At 68.4% G+C, this 20372-nt stretch carries 19 protein-coding genes; 11 read left to right on the top strand and 8 right to left on the bottom strand.

Translation table 11 applies throughout. The features are described from left to right. Nucleotides 1–13 precede the first annotated feature (13 nt). From JOE46_RS20400 to JOE46_RS20385, 4 genes are read right to left on the bottom strand one after another with little or no spacing between them, the layout of a single operon-like run. On the bottom strand, nt 14–970 hold the full coding sequence (locus JOE46_RS20400) for an SDR family NAD(P)-dependent oxidoreductase (protein WP_097211815.1): 957 nt from the start codon (nt 968–970) through the stop codon (nt 14–16). Further along, entirely contained in the window at nt 967–1776 is an 810-nt protein-coding gene (locus tag JOE46_RS20395; protein ID WP_097211740.1) for an enoyl-CoA hydratase/isomerase family protein, read from the bottom strand. The genes JOE46_RS20400 and JOE46_RS20395 overlap by 4 nt, the downstream gene beginning before the upstream one ends. Continuing rightward, nucleotides 1773–2789 carry a TIGR03617 family F420-dependent LLM class oxidoreductase gene (locus JOE46_RS20390; RefSeq protein WP_097211741.1) on the bottom strand — a complete coding sequence of 339 codons (1017 nt, stop codon included), beginning with the start codon at nt 2787–2789 and terminating at the stop codon, nt 1773–1775. Before JOE46_RS20390 ends, JOE46_RS20395 begins: the two co-directional genes overlap by 4 nt. Then, nucleotides 2786–3403 carry a TetR/AcrR family transcriptional regulator gene (locus tag JOE46_RS20385; RefSeq protein ID WP_257017470.1) on the bottom strand — a complete coding sequence of 206 codons (618 nt, stop codon included), beginning with the start codon at nt 3401–3403 and terminating at the stop codon, nt 2786–2788. Before JOE46_RS20385 ends, JOE46_RS20390 begins: the two co-directional genes overlap by 4 nt. A gap of 126 nt (nt 3404–3529) precedes the next feature. Here JOE46_RS20385 and JOE46_RS20380 point away from each other — a divergent pair, with 126 nt between their 5' ends. From JOE46_RS20380 to JOE46_RS20370, 3 genes are all read left to right on the top strand, one after another. Further along, a complete protein-coding gene (locus JOE46_RS20380; RefSeq protein WP_209928255.1) occupies nt 3530–4960 on the top strand; it encodes an aldehyde dehydrogenase family protein in 1431 nt (476 codons plus the stop codon). Between the two features lie 62 nt (nt 4961–5022). After that, on the top strand, nt 5023–6159 hold the full coding sequence (locus JOE46_RS20375) for an acetyl-CoA C-acyltransferase (RefSeq protein WP_097211744.1): 1137 nt from the start codon (nt 5023–5025) through the stop codon (nt 6157–6159). A gap of 19 nt (nt 6160–6178) precedes the next feature. After that, the gene (locus JOE46_RS20370; protein WP_097211745.1) at nt 6179–6943 is read left to right on the top strand and encodes an SDR family NAD(P)-dependent oxidoreductase; all 765 of its coding nucleotides are present in this window, start codon (nt 6179–6181) and stop codon (nt 6941–6943) included. A gap of 103 nt (nt 6944–7046) precedes the next feature. Here the strand turns inward: JOE46_RS20370 and JOE46_RS20365 are convergent, their stop codons facing one another. After that, a complete protein-coding gene (locus tag JOE46_RS20365; RefSeq protein WP_209928254.1) occupies nt 7047–8039 on the bottom strand; it encodes a hypothetical protein in 993 nt (330 codons plus the stop codon). 129 nt (nt 8040–8168) lie between these two features. On the opposite strand from JOE46_RS20365, the gene JOE46_RS20360 reads away from it, so the two are divergent. From JOE46_RS20360 to JOE46_RS20335, 6 genes are all read left to right on the top strand, one after another. After that, the gene (locus JOE46_RS20360; protein ID WP_209928253.1) at nt 8169–8786 is read left to right on the top strand and encodes a TetR/AcrR family transcriptional regulator; all 618 of its coding nucleotides are present in this window, start codon (nt 8169–8171) and stop codon (nt 8784–8786) included. 154 nt (nt 8787–8940) lie between these two features. After that, on the top strand, nt 8941–11382 hold the full coding sequence (locus JOE46_RS20355) for a glycoside hydrolase family 3 protein (protein ID WP_245221125.1): 2442 nt from the start codon (nt 8941–8943) through the stop codon (nt 11380–11382). Nucleotides 11383–11602: 220 nt separating this feature from the next. Then, nucleotides 11603–12205: a TetR/AcrR family transcriptional regulator gene (locus JOE46_RS20350; protein ID WP_143548451.1), complete on the top strand. Its 603-nt coding sequence runs from the start codon at nt 11603–11605 to the stop codon at nt 12203–12205. A gap of 22 nt (nt 12206–12227) precedes the next feature. Then, a complete protein-coding gene (locus JOE46_RS20345) occupies nt 12228–13772 on the top strand; it encodes an NAD(P)/FAD-dependent oxidoreductase (protein ID WP_097211749.1) in 1545 nt (514 codons plus the stop codon). Continuing rightward, the gene (locus tag JOE46_RS20340) at nt 13769–14584 is read left to right on the top strand and encodes a mycofactocin-coupled SDR family oxidoreductase (RefSeq protein ID WP_097211750.1); all 816 of its coding nucleotides are present in this window, start codon (nt 13769–13771) and stop codon (nt 14582–14584) included. Before JOE46_RS20345 ends, JOE46_RS20340 begins: the two co-directional genes overlap by 4 nt. A 170-nt stretch (nt 14585–14754) precedes the next feature. After that, nucleotides 14755–15924: a serine hydrolase gene (locus JOE46_RS20335; RefSeq protein WP_097211751.1), complete on the top strand. Its 1170-nt coding sequence runs from the start codon at nt 14755–14757 to the stop codon at nt 15922–15924. A gap of 77 nt (nt 15925–16001) precedes the next feature. Here JOE46_RS20335 and JOE46_RS20330 read toward each other — a convergent pair whose 3' ends face one another. Both JOE46_RS20330 and JOE46_RS20325 read right to left on the bottom strand, forming a co-directional pair. Continuing rightward, nucleotides 16002–17162 carry a hypothetical protein gene (locus JOE46_RS20330; protein WP_097211752.1) on the bottom strand — a complete coding sequence of 387 codons (1161 nt, stop codon included), beginning with the start codon at nt 17160–17162 and terminating at the stop codon, nt 16002–16004. Continuing rightward, on the bottom strand, nt 17162–18112 hold the full coding sequence (locus JOE46_RS20325; RefSeq protein ID WP_097211753.1) for a metal-dependent hydrolase: 951 nt from the start codon (nt 18110–18112) through the stop codon (nt 17162–17164). Before JOE46_RS20325 ends, JOE46_RS20330 begins: the two co-directional genes overlap by 1 nt. Nucleotides 18113–18275: 163 nt before the next feature. Here JOE46_RS20325 and JOE46_RS20320 point away from each other — a divergent pair, with 163 nt between their 5' ends. Both JOE46_RS20320 and JOE46_RS20315 read left to right on the top strand, forming a co-directional pair. Continuing rightward, nucleotides 18276–18896, top strand: coding sequence for a TetR/AcrR family transcriptional regulator (locus JOE46_RS20320; protein ID WP_097211817.1), 621 nt, complete (start codon nt 18276–18278; stop codon nt 18894–18896). 84 nt (nt 18897–18980) lie between these two features. Then, nucleotides 18981–19727, top strand: coding sequence for a thioesterase family protein (locus tag JOE46_RS20315; RefSeq protein WP_257017471.1), 747 nt, complete (start codon nt 18981–18983; stop codon nt 19725–19727). Nucleotide 19728: 1 nt separating this feature from the next. Here the strand turns inward: JOE46_RS20315 and JOE46_RS20310 are convergent, their stop codons facing one another. Then, nucleotides 19729–20322: an NADPH-dependent FMN reductase gene (locus tag JOE46_RS20310; RefSeq protein WP_097211755.1), complete on the bottom strand. Its 594-nt coding sequence runs from the start codon at nt 20320–20322 to the stop codon at nt 19729–19731. Nucleotides 20323–20372: the final 50 nt, after the last annotated feature.

Raw genomic sequence — 20372 nt, 5'->3', positions numbered from 1 at the left:
AAGTTCGGGTGGGTTAGGGCTGCCGCGCGCTGGGGGCGGTCAGCTCGTCCGACAATTCCCACAGGGCAGCGGCGGTGGCGGGATCGGTGGCGTGGTCTGCGGCCGCACCGACCACGCAGTCCGCGAGGTAGGCACCGCCCACCGAGTCGAGCTCGGGCGCGGTGGCTCCCCATACCGACGTCGCCGCGGCGGCGGGGACGGACTTGAGGTTCGTCAGCGCGTTCGGCGAGCCCGCCGACATGCGCTTCATCTCGGCCATGTCGCCGGAGGACATGTGGCGCGCGAGGCCGGTGGCGCACACACCCGGATGAACCGCGAACGCGTGCACACCCTGACCGCCGACCCGTCGCTCGAGCTCGACGGTCATCAGTACGTTCGCGGCCTTGGACTGCGCGTAGGCGACGAACTTGTCGTAGGTCCGGCTCTCGAAGTTCGGATCGACGAGATCGACGGGGTGTGCCCGATGCGCGTCCGAGGACACCGTGATCACCCGTGCTGGCACACCGGATCGATCGGCGGCGGCCGACAACGAGGGCAGCAGCGCCGTGGTGAGCGTGAAGTGGCCGAGATGGTTGGTGCCGAACTGGAGCTCGAACCCGTCGCGGGTGCGTTCGAACGGGGTGTACATCACCCCGGCGTTGTTGATCAGGATGTCGACCGCCAGCCGGCGCTCGGACACCCGATCGACCAGGGCACGAACGCTTTCCAGGTCGGCGAGGTCGAGTCCGAACACTTCCGGTTCCGACGAGGGATGCGCCTGACGTATCCGTGTCGCCACCGATCCTGCCGCGGCGGTGTCGCGGGCGGTGAGGACGACGTGCGCGCCCGCTCCGGCCAGCGCCCGGGCGGTCTCGGCGCCCAGACCGCTCGTCACCCCTGTGACTAGCACGGTGCGTCCGTTCAGGTCGACGCCGTCGAGGACCTCGTCCGTGGTGCTCGCGCTGCCGAGGGTTGCCCCCTGCTGTGTCATTCCGGCGAGACCTCCTCCCAGTCCGTGGACAGCCGCGAGGTCCACCGGGGGTCGCGCCGGTCGAGGTACGCGCGAACTCCCTCGGCCGCATCGGGTTTGCCCATCACTCGCAGATGCAGGTCCGTCTCGAGTATCGCAACCTTCTCCGGGCCGTACCCGTGCCGAGCGGTCTGCCACAGCAGTCGTTTGGACAGCGCGACCGAGATCGGCGCGGTGTTCACCGCGATGTCGCGAGCCACCTCAAGAGCGGCGGGAAGCACCTCGCCGGACGGCAGGCACCGGCTCGCCAGCCCCAGCCGGACAGCCTCGGCGCCGTCGAAGGTGCGGCCCGTCAACAGAACGTCTGCCGCGGCCGCCATGCCGGCGAAATGCGGAACGGTCCAATGGGACATCGCGTCTGGCAGCACCCCGCGGCGGACCTGCGGGATCGCGTACTTGGCGTCCTCGGCGACGATCCGGATGTCGGCCTGCATCGCGAGCGTGAACCCGATTCCGATGGCATGCCCGTTCACCGCGGCGATCACCGGTTTACGCAGATCGAAGGCCGGTGGATTGACCGGCGAGGCGGTGAACTCGGCAGCGGGAGCGTCGAAGGTGTCGGCGCCACCGGCGAGATCCGCGCCTGCGCAGAACGCGGGGGGCGCACCGGTGAGCACGATGACCCGGATCGAATCGTCCTCGTCGAGGGTCCGATATGCCTCGCCCAGTGCGCGGCCCATGGCGCTGGTGAAGGCGTTGCGCCGGTCGGGCCGGTCGAGGGTCACCACCGCGACTCCCCCATCCGTCCGCACGGACACCCCGCTCACGGCCGCGCCGTCTGAATGGCCGAGATCAATTCGGCGACATGCTTATTCGATACCGGATAGCCGGGGAAGTAGCAGCACACCCGGTCCGCGTGGTCGCCGAACCGGGCGACGATCTCCGCCGCGCACTGCTCGGGGGTCCCGTGCACCGCGAGCGTGGTCATCATGGTGGTGTCGATCAACTCCGTCATCGCGGCGACCTCGCCGCGCTTGGAGAGCACGTTGAGTTCCGGCTGCACGTCGGCCCAGCCCTCCACCTCCAGCACCGGCCGGTACGCCGGGGTCGAGCCGTAGAACGCGAGCAGGCGCCGCACGCCCCGCGCCGCCGCGTCCAGCTCGTCCGGGGTGCGGCCGGTTCCCACGATGATCTGCGGGTAGATCGCGAGGTCCGATCGTGAACGTCCGCCGAGTTCGAGGCCCTCCTCGATCGAAGGCAGGGTCCGTTCCCGGAAGTGCCTGGCGCTGTTGAACGGCATGACGAGCAGTCCGTCCGCGACTTCCGCAGCCGCCCGCGTCATCAACGGGCCCAACGCCCCGAGACAGATCTCCGGAGGCCCATACGGATTGGGCCCGGGGTTGAAGGTCGGGGGCATGAGGGTATGGGTGGTGAACTCGCCCTGGAACTTGAGCGGGGCACCGCCCTCCCACGCGGCGAAGATTGCCTTGATCGCGAGCACCATCTCGCGCATGCGGGCGGCAGGTTTCGACCACTCGGTACCGTACCGGCGCTCGATGTGCGGCCGGATCTGTGAGCCCAGGCCCAGCCGGAACCGCCCGCGGCTCAGGGTCTGCAGATCGTTGGCGGTGTGGGCCAGGTGCATCGGGCTGCGGGGCAGCGCGATGGCCACGTTCGTCATCAGATCGGCCTCGACCACACCCGACGCCGCGATCAGCGGGACGAACACATCGTGGGCCCCTTCGAAGGTGAACAGCCCGTCCGCACCCAGCGCGACGAGCTCACGCGCCCGCGCGGCCGCGTCCTCGGGCCTGCCGTCCAACTGCACGTCGACCTTCATCGGTTCACCGCCGTGACGTCCGACGCCTCGGTCGCGTGCGCGGCCAGCACGTACAGCGAGCCGGCGAGCGCGTCGACGAAGTCCTCCTCGTCCTCCACTCCCCGGGTGAGCCCGCGCATCGTCGTGGTGCCCGAGAGCAGGTCGAACAGGAACATCGCATTCACCCCGGCGGCGATCTCCCCCCGGGCGACGGCGCCGTCCAGCAGCTCCTGGAAGGCCTTGCGCACCGGCGCCCCGATCGCCAGCAGGCGCTGGCGCGCCTCTTGGGTCTGGGAGTCGGCAAGCAGGCCCGGCACGCCGGCACGCGCGGCGGGCCGCGCGGCACGAATCAGAAAGATCCGCACCCAGGTCGCGAGGTCCGTTCGCAGGTCACCCGACTCATCGGGCAGCGGGTGACCCCCGGTCCCGTGCACGGCCTCCTCGATCAACGCCTCGCGCGTGGGCCACCGCCGATAGATGGCTGGGGTGTTGACGCCTGCCATCCGCGCAATCGCGGCGACCGTCGTCTGCTGGTAGCCGACCTCGGACAGGAGGCGGCGGGTCGCGACAAGCGTCGCCTCGTCCTTGCTCAGATCGCGGGGACGCCCGGCACGGGGCGGAGTCTCATGCTTCACTATTACATAGTAACTCGTTACGTTAGTGTCCGCGGCACCTTCCCCCTCGAGGAGTCGTGACATGAGAAGAATCCGGCCGACCCTCGATTCCGCCCCGTCCGTGGTGGTTGCACCCAGGAGAAGACGTTGAACTACGAACTCGCGGATACCGCCCACACCGTGCGAACGCTCGACATTCCGAGGCTCGACCCGCGGCCGTCGAGTAAATCGCTGAGCAGCCTCAACCCCGCCACCCTCGGACAGATCGGTACCGTCGCGATCACCACTGCCACCCAGGTCGACGGCATGGTCGCGCGGGCACACGGCGCATTCGCCGCCTGGCGGACCGACCGCGAGGCCCGACGGAGGTTTCTCACCGACTGCGCACGCGAGCTCTATCGCTCCGCCGGCACGCTCGCGCCCCTCTTGACCATGGAACAGGGCAAACCGCTCGACGAATCCGACGGCGAGATCCGGTTGGCGGCGAAGTGTCTGGCCGAGGCCGCCCATGCCGATTGGGACGATGACGCCCCGGCACACACCTACGACGAACGCTCCGCAGTCGTAGAACACCGCCCGGTCGGGGTGGTCGCCGTCCTCGTCCCCTGGGACCTACCGATCCTCCGCATGGCCGCGAAGATCGGTCCCGCCCTCGTGACCGGCAACACCGTCGTCGTCGAGCCGCCGTGCACGGTCGCGCTGTCCGTCGCGCGTGCCGTGGACATCCTCAAAGCCGTACTCCCGGAGGGAGTGCTCGACATCGCCGTCGGTACCCGCGAGGCCCACAGCCCGCTGGTCGCCCATCCGAAGATCCGCCGGATCTCCTACGTCGGCTCCCGAGGGGGCGCGCGGACGATCATCAGCCACGCGGCCCGGTTCCTCACCCCTGTAGCGGCGACCACGGCCTGCGGCGGGACCGCACTGCTCCTCCCGGACGCCGACGTCGAGAACGCGGCGACCGCGCTGGCCGAATACGCCTTCACCAATTCGGGGCAGACCCGCTGTGCCCCCAAGTCCGCCTACGTACCCACCGACATCGTCGACGACTTCTGCGAAGCGTTCGCCGGAGCGATGCGAACGCTCACCGTCGGCGATGGAATGGACCCGGAGACCACGGTCGGCCCGCAGCACAGTGCGCACCAGCTGTCCATCGCCGAAGACCTACTCCGCCAATCCATCACGGCCGGATCGGCGCTCGTCGCAGGCGGTGGTCGGGGCACCGACCTGCCCGGCTATTTCCTGGAGCCGACCCTGCTGCGGGACACCGACGGATCGACCGACTTCGAGGACGCGGGGAAAGCCGGCCCCGTGTTCACCGTCATCGGGTACGACGACATCGACCGGATCGTCGACCGCATCAACGAGCACTCCCGTGTTCTCAGCGTGTCGGTGTGGGGAGCCGACCTCGACCGGACAGACCAGGTGGCCGAACGCGTCGACGCCGAATCCGTATCGGTCAACCGGCACGACACCACCGAGGCCCCAGCACCGCTCGAGTCGGCCACGGTCACCGAATTCGGCATGCGCGGTGGCCGCGCCGTCGACGAGTTCCTCCATTCCCGCGTGATCACACACTGACGAAACTCGCCGTCCACTCAGCACACCGCCACAGATCCCCAGACACGAGAGAAGGAACAACCATGCATGACGCCGTCATCGTCGACGCCGTTCGAACACCCATCGGGAAGCGAGGTGGGTCCCTGTCCGGCGTGCACCCGGCCGACCTCTCCGCACACGTCCTGGCGGCCCTCACCGGCCGCGTTGGCATCGATCCCACCGAGATCGACGATGTGATCTGGGGATGCGTCGTCCAGGCCGCTGAGCAGGCGGGCAACATCGCGCGCACCGCGGCACTGGCGGCCGGCTGGCCCGAGTCCATCCCCGGCACCACCGTCAACCGCGCCTGCGGCTCGAGCCAGCAGGCGTTGAGCTTCGCGGCGGCATCGGTGATCGCCGGGCACGCGGACTTCATCGTCGCCGGTGGCGTCGAATCCATGAGCCGGGTGCCGATGGGCAGCGCGGCCAAGGAGGGGAGCTCGGCCACGCCGCCGAGCGTGCAGGAGCGCTACGGCATCGAGAGCTTCAGCCAGGGACTCGGCGCCGAGATGATGGCCGAGCGCTGGAACCTCGACCGCCGTAGCCTCGACGAGTACTCGCTTCGCTCGCACGAGCTCACCGCCCAGGCCATCGAGACCGGCGCCTTCGACTCGCAGCTCGCGCCGATCGACGGCCTGCTCGCCGTCGACGAGGGCGTCCGCCGCGGCGGCTCGCTCGAGAAGCTCGCGACGCTGAAGACGCCGTTCAAGGAGGACGGGGTCATCCACGCGGGCAACGCATCACAGATCTCCGACGGGGCGGCGGCGCTGCTCGTCACCACCAGCAAGATCGCCGCGGACCGCGGCCTCGACCCCATCGCCCGGATCCACACCGTCGCGGTCACCGGCGACGACCCGGTGATGATGCTCAGCGGCCCGATCTCCGCCACCGCGAAGGCTCTCTCCCGCTCGGGCCTGTCCATCGAGGACATCGGCGCGTTCGAGGTGAACGAGGCCTTCGCCCCTGTACCGCTCGCGTGGTTGGCCGAGACCGGTGCGGACGAGAAGCGCCTGAATCCGCTCGGTGGCGCCATCGCCGTCGGGCACCCGCTCGGCGGCTCCGGCGCGATTCTCATGACCCGGCTCGTGCACCACATGCGCGACAACGGAATCCGCTACGGACTCCAGACCATGTGTGAGGCCGGCGGCATGGCAAACGCGACCATCGTCGAACTCCTCTGACCTCGAAAGGCCCTCCACCATGGAACTCAAGGGAATCTCCGTCGCCGTCACCGGCGGCGCATCCGGACTCGGCAACGCGACCGCGCGGCGACTGGTCGACGCCGGCGCCTTCGTGACCCTCGTCGACCTGCCGACCTCCGACGGCGATACAGCGGCACGGGATCTCGGACCCAACGCACGCTTCGCGCCCGCCGACATCACCGATCCGGAACAGTTCGCCGCCGCACTCGACGCCGCGACCGAGGACGGAGAACTCCGCGGCCTCGTCCACTGCGCGGGCAGCGGGCGCGGCATGCGAATCCTCGACAAGCACGGCAACGCCGGCTCGCTCGAGGACTTCGAGCACGTCATCCGGCTCAACCTCGTCGGATCCTTCAATGCACTGCGCCTCGGCGCCGAGCGCATCGCGAAGACCGACGAGGTCGACGGCGAACGCGGAGCGATCGTGATGACCGCCTCCGTCGCGGCCTTCGAGGGGCAGATCGGCCAGATCAACTACACCGCGTCCAAGGCCGGGATCGTGGGGATGACCCTGACCGCGGCCCGCGACCTGGCGACCCGACGCATCCGGGTGTGCACCATCGCGCCGGGAATCATGGACACGCCGTTGCTGTCCGGAATGCCCGACGCGATGCGGGCGGGCCTCGAGGCCTCGGTGCCGAACCCGTCCCGGCTGGGTCGTGCGGACGAGTTCGGCCAGCTCGCCGTGTCGATCCTCGAGAACCGCTACCTCAACGGCGAGACCATCCGGCTCGACGGCGGAATCCGCATGGCGCCCCGCTGACCTGCTGATGTATGCACAAAAGACGCGATCGGCTCCTGCCCGCCCTGTTCGGGTGGGCAGGAGCCGATCGCGTCTGGTGTTCGGGTTGCGTCCGACTCCGGTATCAGCCGGTGATGTTGCTGGCCTGGTTGCTCCAGGCCGTCTGGCCGAAGAGCTCACCGGTCCCGGAGACGAAGGCGCTGTGTGCGTGCGCATCGCCGCGCAGCTTGTCCATGTTCCAGGCGGTGAGAACACCGAGGAATCCCTGCACGCCGCTGACGCAGCCCGGATCGTTCACGGGACAACCGGGCTGGCCCTGAATGTCGTTGTGGTTCGGGCCGTTCAGCGTCGCCATCGCCTTCTGCATCGAGTCCGGGGTCGCGCCGAAGTAGCCCTGCGCGGACTGGGGTCCGATCTGCTCCCACGGAAGCGGCTGGGTGGACGGCGAGATGGGGCTGCCGGAGCCGTTGACGTACAGGATGGAGCCGGTGGTCAGTTGCCGGGGATCCGCGCAGACGGTCATCGCCGGGTCCGGCTTCGGCGAGTTGAGCGTGCACATGAACTGTCCGGGGAGCTCGATCGGGACCGCGGACTTGATGGCGCCGCCGGAACGGACGGTGGCATTGAGGGTGCCGACCGCGCCCTGCGAATGCCCCATCGCGCCGACGTTGTCGGTGTCCAGCGTCTGATAGAAGACGCTCGCGGGATCACTGTCCTGACGCTTGAGGAAGTCCACCGCGTCCAGCATCTCCTGGCCGGAGCCCGAGTTGGTGGTGTCGGGCGCGATCACCACGAAACCCCAGGATGCCAGGTGCGAGAGCAGGTAGTCGTACTGGAAGGGATGCGCAAAGGTGCCGTCGCCCCAGGTGATGATCGGGTGCGTGGTGCCGTCCGAGCCGAGGTCGGTGGGGTACCAGACGTCGAACTTGTGGCCGGTGGAGTCGCAGCAACCGAATCCCTGCTGCTTGGTCACCTCCCACGGTCCACGTTCGGAGTAAGTGGCCTCGACGGACGCGGTCGGCTCGTTGCCCGGTGCGGGCGCACCGGCCTGCGCCGTGGCGCCGGTACCGAGCACGGCCAGGGTTGCTGCGGCGAGGAGGACTGCGCCTCTACTCAAGCGACTTCTCATGGCCCGAGACTAACGACAGCACCTAACGACTTTAAGGCTTTGATACACAATCGTTATATATTCCGAACAATGCAGGTTGCCGCGCCGGAGCCGCACGCTCGTCGTTAGGCTCGCCTCGTGACGGAGCGACAGCGGGGCGGACGTGCGGCCAGGGCAGAGGCCAGGCGCGAGGCCATCCTCGACGCCGCGATGGCCGAGATCGCGGAGCGCGGATACCGCGCCACCACCCTCGCTGCGGTGGCCGAGCGCGTCGGACTGACGCAGCCCGGCGTGCTGCACTATTTCCCCAGCAAGAAACACCTGTTGATCGGCGTGCTCGAGGCCCGCGACCAATGGGATACCGCCGCCCTTCTCGCGAGGTCGACGGACGTGCGGCTGTCCCACCTCGAACAGATCGTGGAGTTCAACGCCGGACGCCCCGGCGTCGTCCAGACCTACACCGCACTTGCCGCGGAGAGCACGACCGGACAGCATCCGGCGCGCGAGTACTTCACCGAGCGCTACGCCGCCGCCCGCGATGCGTTCGCCCTGTTGCTACACAAGGAATTCGGCGACCAACTGCCGGGCGGACTCACACCCGAACAGGCGGCGCCGTTGCTCATCGCCATGCTCGACGGCATGCAGATCCAGTGGCTGCTGGCCCCGGACGAGGTGGACATGGCCGACGCCTTCCGCAACTTCGTCTCCCTACTCAGTGCGGGCGCCCACGTCGAAACCCGAACCGACCAGAGCTAGGCCCCCTCCCAGATCAGTCATTCATAACGTTTCGATAACAACACCTAGTGCTCGCAAGGTAGACTGGCAATATCGCCCAGACGGACCGGCGAGCCGACGGACACTTCTCCTGACCGGCACGTCGAGCACCCGGCCGACGACGAAGGAGTTCATGATGGAAGACGAAGCAACGCGCGAGGCCGTGGAATCGGCGCTCGCCAAGCTGGATCTGGACGCGAAGGCGCGACTGCTCCAGGGGCAGGACATCTGGACGCTGCCGCCGCTCCCCGAAATCGGTCTCGGCTCCCTTGTGATGTCCGACGGCCCGGTCGGCGTGCGCGGGGCCAGCTGGGGTCCGGAGGACCCGTCCGTTCTGCTGCCCTCGCCCACCGCGATGGCCGCGTCCTGGGATCCCGAGCTGATCGCCCGGGCGGGGACACTGCTCGCACAGGAGGCCCGCCGCAAGGGCGTGCACCTGCTCCTCGCCCCCACCGTGAACATGCACCGCACCCCGGTCGGCGGCAGGCACTTCGAGGCGTACTCCGAGGACCCGCTGCTCACCGGCGCCATCGGCTCCGGTTTCGTCCGCGGCGTGCAGTCCGGCGGCGTCGGCGCCACCGTGAAGCACTTCGTGGCCAACGACGCCGAGACCGACCGCATGTTCGTCGACAACATCGTCTCCCCCGAGGCCCTGCGCGAGATCTACCTCGCCCCGTTCGAGGCGATCGTGCGCGACGCCAGCCCGTGGGCCATCATGTCCGCTTACAACAGCGTCAACGGCACCACGATGAGCGAGCACATCGAACTGCTGCGCGGCGTGCTCCGCGACGAGTGGGGCTTCGACGGCATCGTGGTCTCCGACTGGATGGGCACCCGCTCGACGGTTGGCGCGATCCTCGGCGGCCTCGACGTCGCGATGCCCGGCCCGCAGTCGGTCTACGGCGAGCTTCTCGTCAAGGCGGTCCGGGACGGCGAGGTCGATGAGTCCGTAGTGGACGAGGCCGTGCGGCACGTCCTGCTGCTCGCGGCGCGCGTCGGCCTGCTCGAGGGCGCGCCTGCCGCCGTCACCGAGTTCCCCGCCGCGGTCGACGGTCGCGAGATCGCGCGCGAGGTCGCACGGCGCTCCTTCGTGCTCGCCCGCAACGCCGAGGTCGATGGCACTCCAGTCCTGCCGATCACCCCGGCCGAGACCACCGTCGCCCTCGTCGGCCTGGCCGCGCGCGACGCCCGTGTGCTCGGCGGCGGCTCCGCCATGGTCTTCCCCGAGACCGTCGTCTCCCCGCTCGACGGGCTGACGGCCGCGCTGCCCGAGGGCACGCTGAGCTACAACGTCGGTACGGTGCTGAGCGAAGACATGGGCGTCGCCGACCGCGGGTTCGACCTGCGCGCCCGCTGCCTCGCCGCCGACGGCTCGCTACAGCGCGAGCTCCCGATGGCGGACGGCAACATCATGTGGATGGGCGACCTCCCCGAGGGCATCGACTACCCGACGCTGCAGACCGTCGAGATCTTCGGAACGTTCACGCCGGAGCTGTCCGGCCCGCACCGCTTCGGCACCAAGGGCATCGGCCAGTTCACTCTGACCGTCGACGGCCAGACGGTGTTCGAGGGCGACCAGGCACTGGAGAGCTTCGACCCGTTCGAGATGTTCTTCGGCTCGCCGAAGGACCGCGCCGTCGTCGAGCTCGAGGCGGGCCGCCCCGTCGAGGTCTCCCTGCGGTATGACCCGATGAAGATGGAGGGCGCCCCCATCGCCATCGTCAGCTTCGCTCTGGGGCATCTCGAGCCGCAGCGCGACCCCGAGGAGCTCATGGCCGAGGCCGAGGCCGCCGCGGCCGCGGCCGATGTGGCCGTCGTCGTCGTGGCGACCACCGACAAGGTTGAGTCCGAGGGCTTCGACCGCACCACCCTCAAGCTGCCCGGACGTCAGGACGAGCTGGTCTCCCGCGTCGTCGCCGCCAACCCCCGCACCGTTGTGATCGTCAACTCCGGCGCCCCCGTGGAGATGCCGTGGCGCGACGACGTCGCCGCGGTGCTGCTGAGCTGGTTCCCCGGCCAGGAGGCGGGCTCGGCGCTGGCCGAGGTGCTCACCGGCGCGGCCGAGCCCGGCGGCCGGCTGCCCACCACCTGGCCCGCGACGCTCGAGGACTGCCCCGTCACCGAGGTCACCCCGACCGATGGCAAGCTCGCGTACACCGAGGACCTGTTCATCGGCTACCGCGCCTGGGACCGGTCCGACATCGCGCCCGCGTACTCGTTCGGGCACGGCCTCGGCTACACCACCTGGGAGTACGAGGACATCGAGTGGGACGGCGAGACCGTCACGGTCCGGGTCCGCAACACCGGGTCCCGGCCGGGACGCGAGGTCGTGCAGGTCTACCTCGCCCCGGTCGACGGCGACCCATCCCGGCCCGCTCGCGCGCTGGCCGGCTTCGCGAGCGTGGAGGCGGCTGCAGGCGAAACAGTGACGGCGACCGTCACCCTGCCGCAGCGCGCCTTCGAGACATGGGAGGAGACGAGCCGGAAGTGGGCCTACCGCCCCGGCGCGTACACCCTGCAGGTCGGCCCCTCCTCCGCAAACTGCCCTCTCAGCCTGCCCATCGAAGCGGCCGTCTGACAGTTCAACTGTCGAATACGGCCTAGACCGTGCCGGCCCACCGTCCCTCGCGACGGGCCGGCCTGAGACCTTCCCGATCCACCGTCCCTCGCGGTGGGCCGCCGGGATGGTCACGGAATGCCCCGCTACCGAGCCCGCTGCCTGAACAGAGCGGGCTCGGTAGCGGGGCCTTTTTTCGAATCGGGCACCTCGTTGAACACTTTGACGTAATTTGTTCAACATGCTCAATGAGAGCGAGGGGGCCCAGACGGCCGCACCCACCCTCGAACTGGTTCGCGTGGCCGCGGAATGCGTGCGGCGCAACGGGGTTCGGGGGTTTCGCCTGAGCGAGGTCGCCACTGCAGCTGGGGTGTCCCGGGGCACCGTGTACAACACCTTCGGCGACAAGCAGGCCGCCATCAACGCCGGCCTCGCCTACCTGTGCACCGCCTTCATCGACGGATTGGCCGCGGCCGTCACGCCCAAGGAGACGCTGCGCAGCCAGATCGGCGAGGCGGCTGCCCTCATCTACGAACACGCCACCACTCCGCAGGCCCTGGTGCCGCCGCTCCGCACCGAGAGCATCATCGCGACGTTGCTGGAGCACTACGGCGACCAGCTCTGCCGCACGTGGGCTGCGTTCTGGGCGTCGCTGGTCGCCGAGGCACAGCGACGCGGCGAGGTCGACCCCGGCCTTGACCCGATGCAGGCAGGCGACTGGATCGTGCGCGGTCTCCTGAGCTTGGAGATCCTACCGTTCTCGGTGGCCGGATTCAGCAACGCAGACGACGCGCGGAGCCGCATCGGTGACCTCATGCTCGACGGTCTGACACCACGTCGCTGACGACGAAAAGAAATGAGCCGCAATGACATACGAGTACGTCGACGTCGCCATCATCGGCGCCGGGCCGGGCGGCATCACCGCGGCCCACCATCTGCAACGCGCCGGCATCGAGAACTTCGTCATCCTCGAGCGCAGTGACGAGTTCGGGGGCAGTTGGCGCGACAACGTCTACCCCGGCCTGTCCGTGGACGTGCCCACGCTGTTCTATCAGTTCCCCTTCGCGCGCAAGCCCGACTGGTCACGCCTCTTTCCCACGGGCCCGGAGATCCAGGAGTACAACAAGCAGGTTGCCGAAGACCTGAACCTGCACAAGTACTTTCGCGGCAACTGCACCGTCATCCGGGAGGTGTGGGATGACGCGGAGCAGCTGTGGGTGCTGCACATCGAGGACGAGGCCCCCGTGCGCGCACGGTTCGTCATCAATGCTGTAGGCGGCTACGTCAACGCCAAATCGGCCAGCGACATCGAGGGAATCGGCGACTTCACCGGCACTGTCCTGCGCCCGAACTCCTGGGACCCGCACTACGACTGGTCCGGTAAAAGGGTCGCGGTGATCGGCACCGGCTCGAGCTCGGTGCAGATCGTGCCAACGATCTATCAGCAGGCCCACAGTGTCGAGATCTACCAGCGGACGCCGTCCTGGATCCTGCCCAAGCCCGACGTCGAGCTGTCCGCACGAGCACACCGTCTCCTCGCGATACCCGGCGCGGGCGCCCTCATCAACGGCGCCGCGCTGGCCGCCATGGAACTGCCGATGCAGTTCCTCTGCAATGTCCTGCCACTGCTCCCGCGCAAGCTCCTCGCCACGGTCATGCCGCAATACGACCGGATCTGGCAGTCGATCTACCGACGCATGTTGCGGCGCAGCGTCGATGACGCGAGTATCCGCGCCACACTGGTTCCCGACTACGGCATCCTCGCCAAACGGCCGGTGCTGTCGAGCAGCTTCTTCCCCGCTCTGGCGGATCCGTCCGTGTCGCTGGTCGCCGACCCGATCGAACGGGTCACCACCGACGGCATTCGCACGTCGGATGGCACCGAGCGCCCGTACGACCTGATCGTCGCGGCCACCGGATACGAGCTGTTCACCGACCCGGAGACGTATCGCAGCGGCACCATTGTCGGTCGCGACGGGTTCGACCTCGCTGACGACTACCGGCGCAACGGGCTGCGCAGCTACGGCGGCAGCGCGCACCCGGGCCTGCCGAACCGCTGGTCATTGGTCGCACCGCAGGGATACGTCGGCATCGCATGGCACACGTTCGTGGACCTGACCGCCCGGCACGCCGTGCGGGTGATCGCCGAGACCGGGCGGAGGGGCGCGACGGTGGCACAGGTCCGCTCCGAAGCGTTCGCCCGATGGGTGCGCAAGATGCGCCGTCACGGCAAGGCGATCAGCGCCTACACCGTCGACAGCAACCCCGGGCTGCGCACCTACTTCGTCAACTCGCAGGGCGAGGCGCTCTACTACCGGCCGCAGACCATCAGCGGCGCCTTCTGGTTCAGCCGGTTCTCATCGTTCGACGACTACGCATTCGACTACACACTCACGGAGGTTCAGACATGAGCTCACTGGCAGGGAAAGTCGCCTATGTGACGGGAGCGGCTCGGGGGCAGGGCCGTTCGCACGCGGTTCGAATGGCGCAGGAGGGGGCGGACATCGTGGCCGTCGACGTCTGCGCGCAGGTCGCCGAGTTCAGCGGATACCCGATGGCGGAGCCCGCCGACCTCGAGGAGACGGCGCGGCTGATCGAGTCCGAGGGCCGCAAGGTGCTGACCCGACAGGTCGACGTGCGGGATCTCGCGGGCCAGCAGGCGGTGGTGGCCGAGACCATCGAGACCTTCGGGCGCCTCGACGTCGTGGTCGCCAACGCGGGCGTGTGCAACTGGGGCCGAATCTGGGAGATCTCGGCCGAGCAGTTCCAGGAGACCGTGGACGTCAACCTGACCGGCGTCTGGAACACGATCAAGGCGACGGTGCCCGCGATGATCGAAGCCGGTAACGGCGGGTCCATCATCACGGTCGGCTCGTCGGCGAGCGTGAAGGCGCCACCCGGCTGCGGTCACTACGCCGCAGCCAAGTTCGGGGTCCTCGGCCTGACGAAGGCACTGGCGGTGGAGTTGGGCGAGTTCGGCATTCGCGCCAATGTTGTTCTCCCGTACGGCACCAATACGGCCCTCGGCAATGACACCTCGATGTACAAGCTGTTCGAGCAATACCCCACGTACGTCTACAGCTACCCGCCGAACCTGCTCAAGACCGATGCGCTGGTGGAACCGGAAGAGATCTCGGAAGCCGTCGTGTGGCTCGCCGGCGATGCCTCTGCCGTGATCACCGGTGCGCAGATACCGGTGGACAAGGGGTTCCTCGCGCGCTGACCATCCGGGCCCGGAGCGGCGGGGGTACAGCCCGCCATACCACCGCCGCTCCAGTCCGGTCCACCGCAAATACGGTGGTCAGCGCCATGGGAAGCGCCCGCCCTGGTCAATAGCGTTCTGGTCGTAGTGATCTCACCGCGAGGTCCGAACAACCAGGAGGACCAGTGCCGATGACCACCTCTCGACGTCGCGCCGTGCTCGCCGTCACCACCGCCGCCGCCCTCGCGTTGGGAGCGACCGCATGCGGTGACACCGCGCAGTCCGCCGCCCCGTCGCCCGACATCGCGGTACAGCAGAGGCTGGACGCGGTCACCGAGCGGGGGATTCCCGGCGCGCAGCTGGTGATCACCGACCCCGGCCGCGGCACCCGCGTCCTCCGCGCGGGGACAGGGAACACCGCCACCGACGAGCCGATCCCCGATGATGCGAGGGTCCGGATCGGAAGCAACACAAAGGCGTTCGTCGCGACGGTCGTCATGCAGCTGGTAGAGGAGGGACTGGTCGGCCTCGATGCGAGCGTTGAGCACTACCTGCCCGGAATCGTGGCGGGCAACGGGAACGACGGCAGCCGGGTCACCGTCCGCGATCTCCTGCAACACACCAGCGGACTGACGGACTACCTCGCACCCGGAGGCGCGAAGCCGGAGGACGTCAGGCCCGGGCAGCTGCAGGTCGCGACGGGCGAGGAGCCCATGGGGCACTACATGCCTGCCGAGCTCGTGAAGATCGCGATGTCCCTGTCGCCCGGCCCGGCCGCCAAGGACGAGGCCGTCTACTCGAACACCAACTACATCCTGCTCGGGATGCTCATCGAGAAGGTGACGGGCCGCCCCGCCGCGCAGGAGATCGCCACACGCATCATCGATCCGCTCGGGCTGAAGGACACCTACTTCCCTGATTCCGGGGAGACACAGATCCGCGGACCGCACGCGCACGGATATCACCGGATCGGCGAGCAGCAGGTCGACGTCACCGAGGGCGACGTGTCGTGGGCGGATACCGCGGGCGCCATGGTCGCGACCGGCGCCGATCTCAACACGTTCTTCACGGCACTGCTTCGTGGCGATCTCGTATCGCAGGACCGGCTCGCCGAGATGAAGCAGACCGTGCCGTTCGACCGCGGCCCGAAGGACGCATACGGCCTCGGGCTCGTCCGCGTGAACAGCTCCTGCGGGAAGGAGATCTGGGGGCACGGCGGGGGCATCCCCGGGTTCGGCACCTCCGGCGGCGTCGACACCAACGGCCGCGCGGTCACGCTCACCGTCAATCACATCCCGATGAGCGCGGACTCCGTCGACGCGGCGCAGCAGGTCGTCGACGCCGCGATGTGCGCGGACTGACCGAGAACGGCCCAGGACACGGTTCGAGGCCCGTCACACGCGACGGGCCTCGGGTCGTGTCTGCGCATCACACCGACCTATGCAGGCTGCGTCACCGCGCTCTCGCCCGACACGGGCTCACCGCCGTCCTTCGACTGCCCGCGCGGGACGGTGAAGGTGGCGGCAACGCACAGGATCGCGACGGCGAAGCACGCGATGGTGTACCAGAGGTTCCCGACCGGATCGCCGTTCGTGGTGAACCCGTCGACGGCGCCGAAGAAGTCGGGTAGCGCGGACATCCACAACACCGCCATCACAGCGAGATACACGATCGCGTACCACTGGGCGAAGCCATTCCGGTACCCGGGAGCATCCGACGGTACCTGCCGCAGGTGCGACCACTGCCGCACCAGGACCACGACCGCGACGACTGAGAGCACGGCCAACTCCGCGGCGTAGAGGAACCCGCGGACCGTGTCGCTCCCCATGCCGAAGACTGTCGCCGGAAGCGGGAGCACGAACACCCCGACCGAGGCGGCGAGGCCGATCACCACGGTGCGCCACACCAACTGCAGGCCGGAGAAGTGCCGGCCCGCATCGACGTGCCTGCCGACGAAGAACTGGACGCACAGCGCCAACGACATCGGCCACAGCGCCGCGAACACCACGACGCTCGGCAGCGGAACCGAATCGAAGAAGGGCAGGTTGACCTTGTTGTCGAGCGTCCATTCCCACCAGCGCAGCTGCGGTCCGAGCTGGTCGAAGATCTCGTAGAACGCGTGGTGCACGAAGCCGACGCTCACCGCGCCGAGGAGCACGCCGTACTTCCGGAACACGCCGAGCATCCGGACGATCTCGAACGCGATGGTGGCCATCAACGGGTAGATCGCGACGATGTACAGCGGCAGGCGACCCCACAGGAAGTCCACGGTGAACACGTTGTGCGCGAACATCGTGCCCAGGTAGTCCTCGGTGCCGAACGTGGCCGGGAAGTAGATCGGCGGCTCGATCACGAACAGGAACGCGGTGGCACCGAACCACAGCACCAGGTTGGTGGGATCACCGTGCCGACGCAGCCGCAGAACCGCGTAGACGAGCGCGAGCACCGCCCCGAGGACGATGGTGAACTCGAGGACCGGCAGGGTCCAGTTCTCGAGCGCGAACGGGTTGCGGACCTCGACCAGTCCACCGGCATCCTCGCACGAGAAGCCAAGGCGGCTAGCGAGATCCGAGAAGGTGGGAGAACAGTGGTCCGACATCAGTTCGCCCCCGCGGAGACCGGCTCGGCCTCGGGCTTCTGCGAGTCCGCGGTGTACCAGCGGGTGCAGTCGTAGCCGGCGTCGTAGCGGGTGAACCACTCGTCGGCGAGGACGGGCAGTTTCTCGTGTGCGGGCTTGTGCCCGGGCATCTGGCTGCGAACGGCGCCGGACAGAGCGGTGAGCTGCTCACCGATCGGCAGGCCGTCGAACGCACGAGGCATCGGCCCCTTGGTCAGGTACGGCGCGAAAGCGGTGAGCACCTTCTGCTTGGCCCGGTGCCGAGCGAACATCGACATCGAGTCGACCTTCCGCTCGGACAGCGGAACGTGCTGGTTGAAGCCGGCGCACGCAATCCGGATCGCCTTCATCACGTGCGCGAAGATCGACGCGGCCATCCGCATCCGGTAGAGCTCGTTGCCGACGACGGAGTTGTAGATGATCAGCGCCGAACTGCGGTGCTCGACCTCCTCGACGAAATGCCAGATGAACAGGGACGCGACCCGGTCGTCGCCGGGCCGGAACAGGGTGGCCTCGTTGTCGAGCATCAGCTTGAACACCGGAGTGAACGTTGCCTCCAGGTCGGCGGTGTACGCCAGCCTGTAGTTGATCGAGGTCCGCTCGGTGAGGAGGTCGAACTCGCCGGTCACGGCGTCGAGGGTGTTCTGCAGGCCGGGGTAGCGCCGGATCAGCGCGTTCACGTGCTGGCGGTGCGCGGTGGAGTGGTGGCCCTCCTGACGCATGAACGCGACTGCTTCCGCCGCGACCTCCGGATCGGCGATCAGCGGCTTCGCCTGCAGGATCAGCTTGACGATCATCTTCTCGAAGCCGATGGCCAGGAACGAGACCGCGTTGGACATGCTCGACCACGCCGGGTTGTCCGGGTTCCACAGGAATGGGACGTCCTCGTCCTCGAACCCGAAGTCCATCTTCCGGGGTTTCAGATCTGTCATGCGAGATTCCTCGTTTCCGTTTTGCGCCGGCGAACCCTGTCAGGGCAGGTGGGGGTCACATTCGCAGTGATCATACAAATACACGAACCTTTGTATGATCACATTCGTCGAATCCACCGCTGTTCGTGAGGCGGCCGGAGGCGGTGCTGGTACCGTCCGCTCGGTGGCGCGCAGACGTGGATGGGGTGGCCGGCCGCCGGTCGACGATGAGGAGGCCGCGCGCCGCATCGTCGACGCCGCGGTCGAGGTGATCTCGCGCACCGGGTCGGCGATCAGCATCGCCGATGTCGCGGAGTCGCTCGGGGTGATCCGCCAGACGGTGTACCGCTACTTCCCCAGCGCTGAGGCCCTCATGCGGGCCGCGGCCATTTCATCCGTCGACGGATTCCTCGATCGGCTGACAGAGCATGTGCATGGTCTCAATAACCCCGCCGAGGCGATGACCGAGGGCGTGATCTACACGCTGGACGAGGTGCATCGCATCCCTCATCTGGGCATCATGCTCTCGGGTTCCCATTCGAACATCGGCGCCTATGGGCTCACGTCGGACGAGGCGCGCGCCTTCGGCATGACGATGATCCGGCGATTCGACGTCGATTGGGAGGGCCACGGCTACGACGAGGACTCGCTCCGCGAGCTCGTCGAGTACGCCCTGCGGACGATGCAGTCGTTCTTCATCTCGCCCAGCGACCCGCCGCGCAGCGAGGACGAGCTGCGGGGCTACCTGCGCCGCTGGCTGGGAACGGCCATCAGCGCCCAGACACGTTCGCCCGCAGGCAGTTAGACGGCATACATATACGCAAGGCGTATCCAACAGGGGGGTTTGGCAGCGATGGTCGGTTTCTTCACCAGACGTGGAGATCTGTTCGTGGCGGAAGAGTTCGCGGTGAGTCACTGGACGCCGACCCAGGTGGGTGGTCACGCGGTGTGCGGCCTGCTCGCCCGGAGTCTCGAAACGCACTGTCCCGCTGGGTTCGTCCCCGCCCGGATGACCGTGGACCTGTTTAGGCCGGTCCTCAACGCCCCGATCGAGGTGCGCAGCGAGGTGGTCCGCCAGGGCACACGGATCACCGTCGCCGACGCCTCCATCGTGCAGGACGGAGAGGTGCGGACACGTGCCTCGGCGGTGTTCCTGACCACCGGTCCTGAACCCGCGGGCCGCATGTGGAGCCCGGAGACGGACCTGCCGGTGCCGTCGGAGGGGTGCGTGTCCCCGGACGGGGCGCCGCCGCTGTTCAAGAGCGGCGACCGGGAGTGGACACACGACTTCGCGGCGAACCAGAACGCCGACCGCAAGACCTCATGGCACAGCCTTCCCCCACTCGTCGACGGCGAACCGATCTCACCGTTCCAGCGTGCCGCGGTGCTCGGTGACACCACGAACCACGTCTGCCACTGGGGATCCCACGGCGCCGGCTACATCAACACCGACATGACCCTCACCCTGTCGAGACTCCCGGTCGGGTACGAACTCGGCCTCCGCGCCGAGAACACGGTCACCTCCGCGGGCGTCTCGATCGGCACCGCCACCCTCTACGACCGCACCGGACCGCTCGGCACCTGCGTCGTCACCGCGCTGTCCAACGGCCGCAGGCAGATCGACTTCGCCCGGTAGTTCACGCGAGCGCCGGGACCGCTCGGGCCGCGGCGAGGGCGCGCGCCCACCACTGCAGCCGGTCGAGCATGCCCCTGGCGGCGGCCGCGGGCTCGTCCGGTTCACGCAGGGCGCCGTCCTCGTCGAAGAGCAGGTAGTAGCGGGGGAAGGAAACGTACTCGCGCACCGTGTGCGCGTCGAGCTCGTTGAACACCTGACGCAATCCCTCGATGGCGAGCAGACCGCCGCTGGCACCGCTGTAGCCGACGAAACCGACTGTCTTGCCGCTCCACTGGGTGAAGTGCCAGTCGATGGCCGCCTTCAGCGCGGCCGGGAACGATCGGTTGTAGTCCGGGGTGACGATGACGAACGCGTCGGCCGCGTCCAGCCGCTCGGTCAGCTCGGCCATGCCGTCGGGGCGGGCCGGGTGCGGGTCCATGGCCGGCGGGACCGCGGGCAGCTGCAGCGGCAGGTGTGCCTCGGCCAGGTCGATGACGTCCACGTCGAACTCGCCGTGCAGGCGGGCCTGGTCGGCGAACCAGGACGCCACCACCGGGCCGAAGCGCCCCTCCCGGACGCTGCCGATGATCACCGCGAGTTTGAGATTGTCGGACACGCTGTTCTCCTCTCGGAATGTGCGACGACCGCACGGCCGCCGCACATCTC

The organism is Rhodococcus sp. PvR099, from assembly GCF_017833315.1.
Lineage (GTDB): Bacteria > Actinomycetota > Actinomycetes > Mycobacteriales > Mycobacteriaceae > Rhodococcus_G > Rhodococcus_G oryzae.
This window is presented reverse-complemented; position numbering and strand designations above follow the sequence as displayed.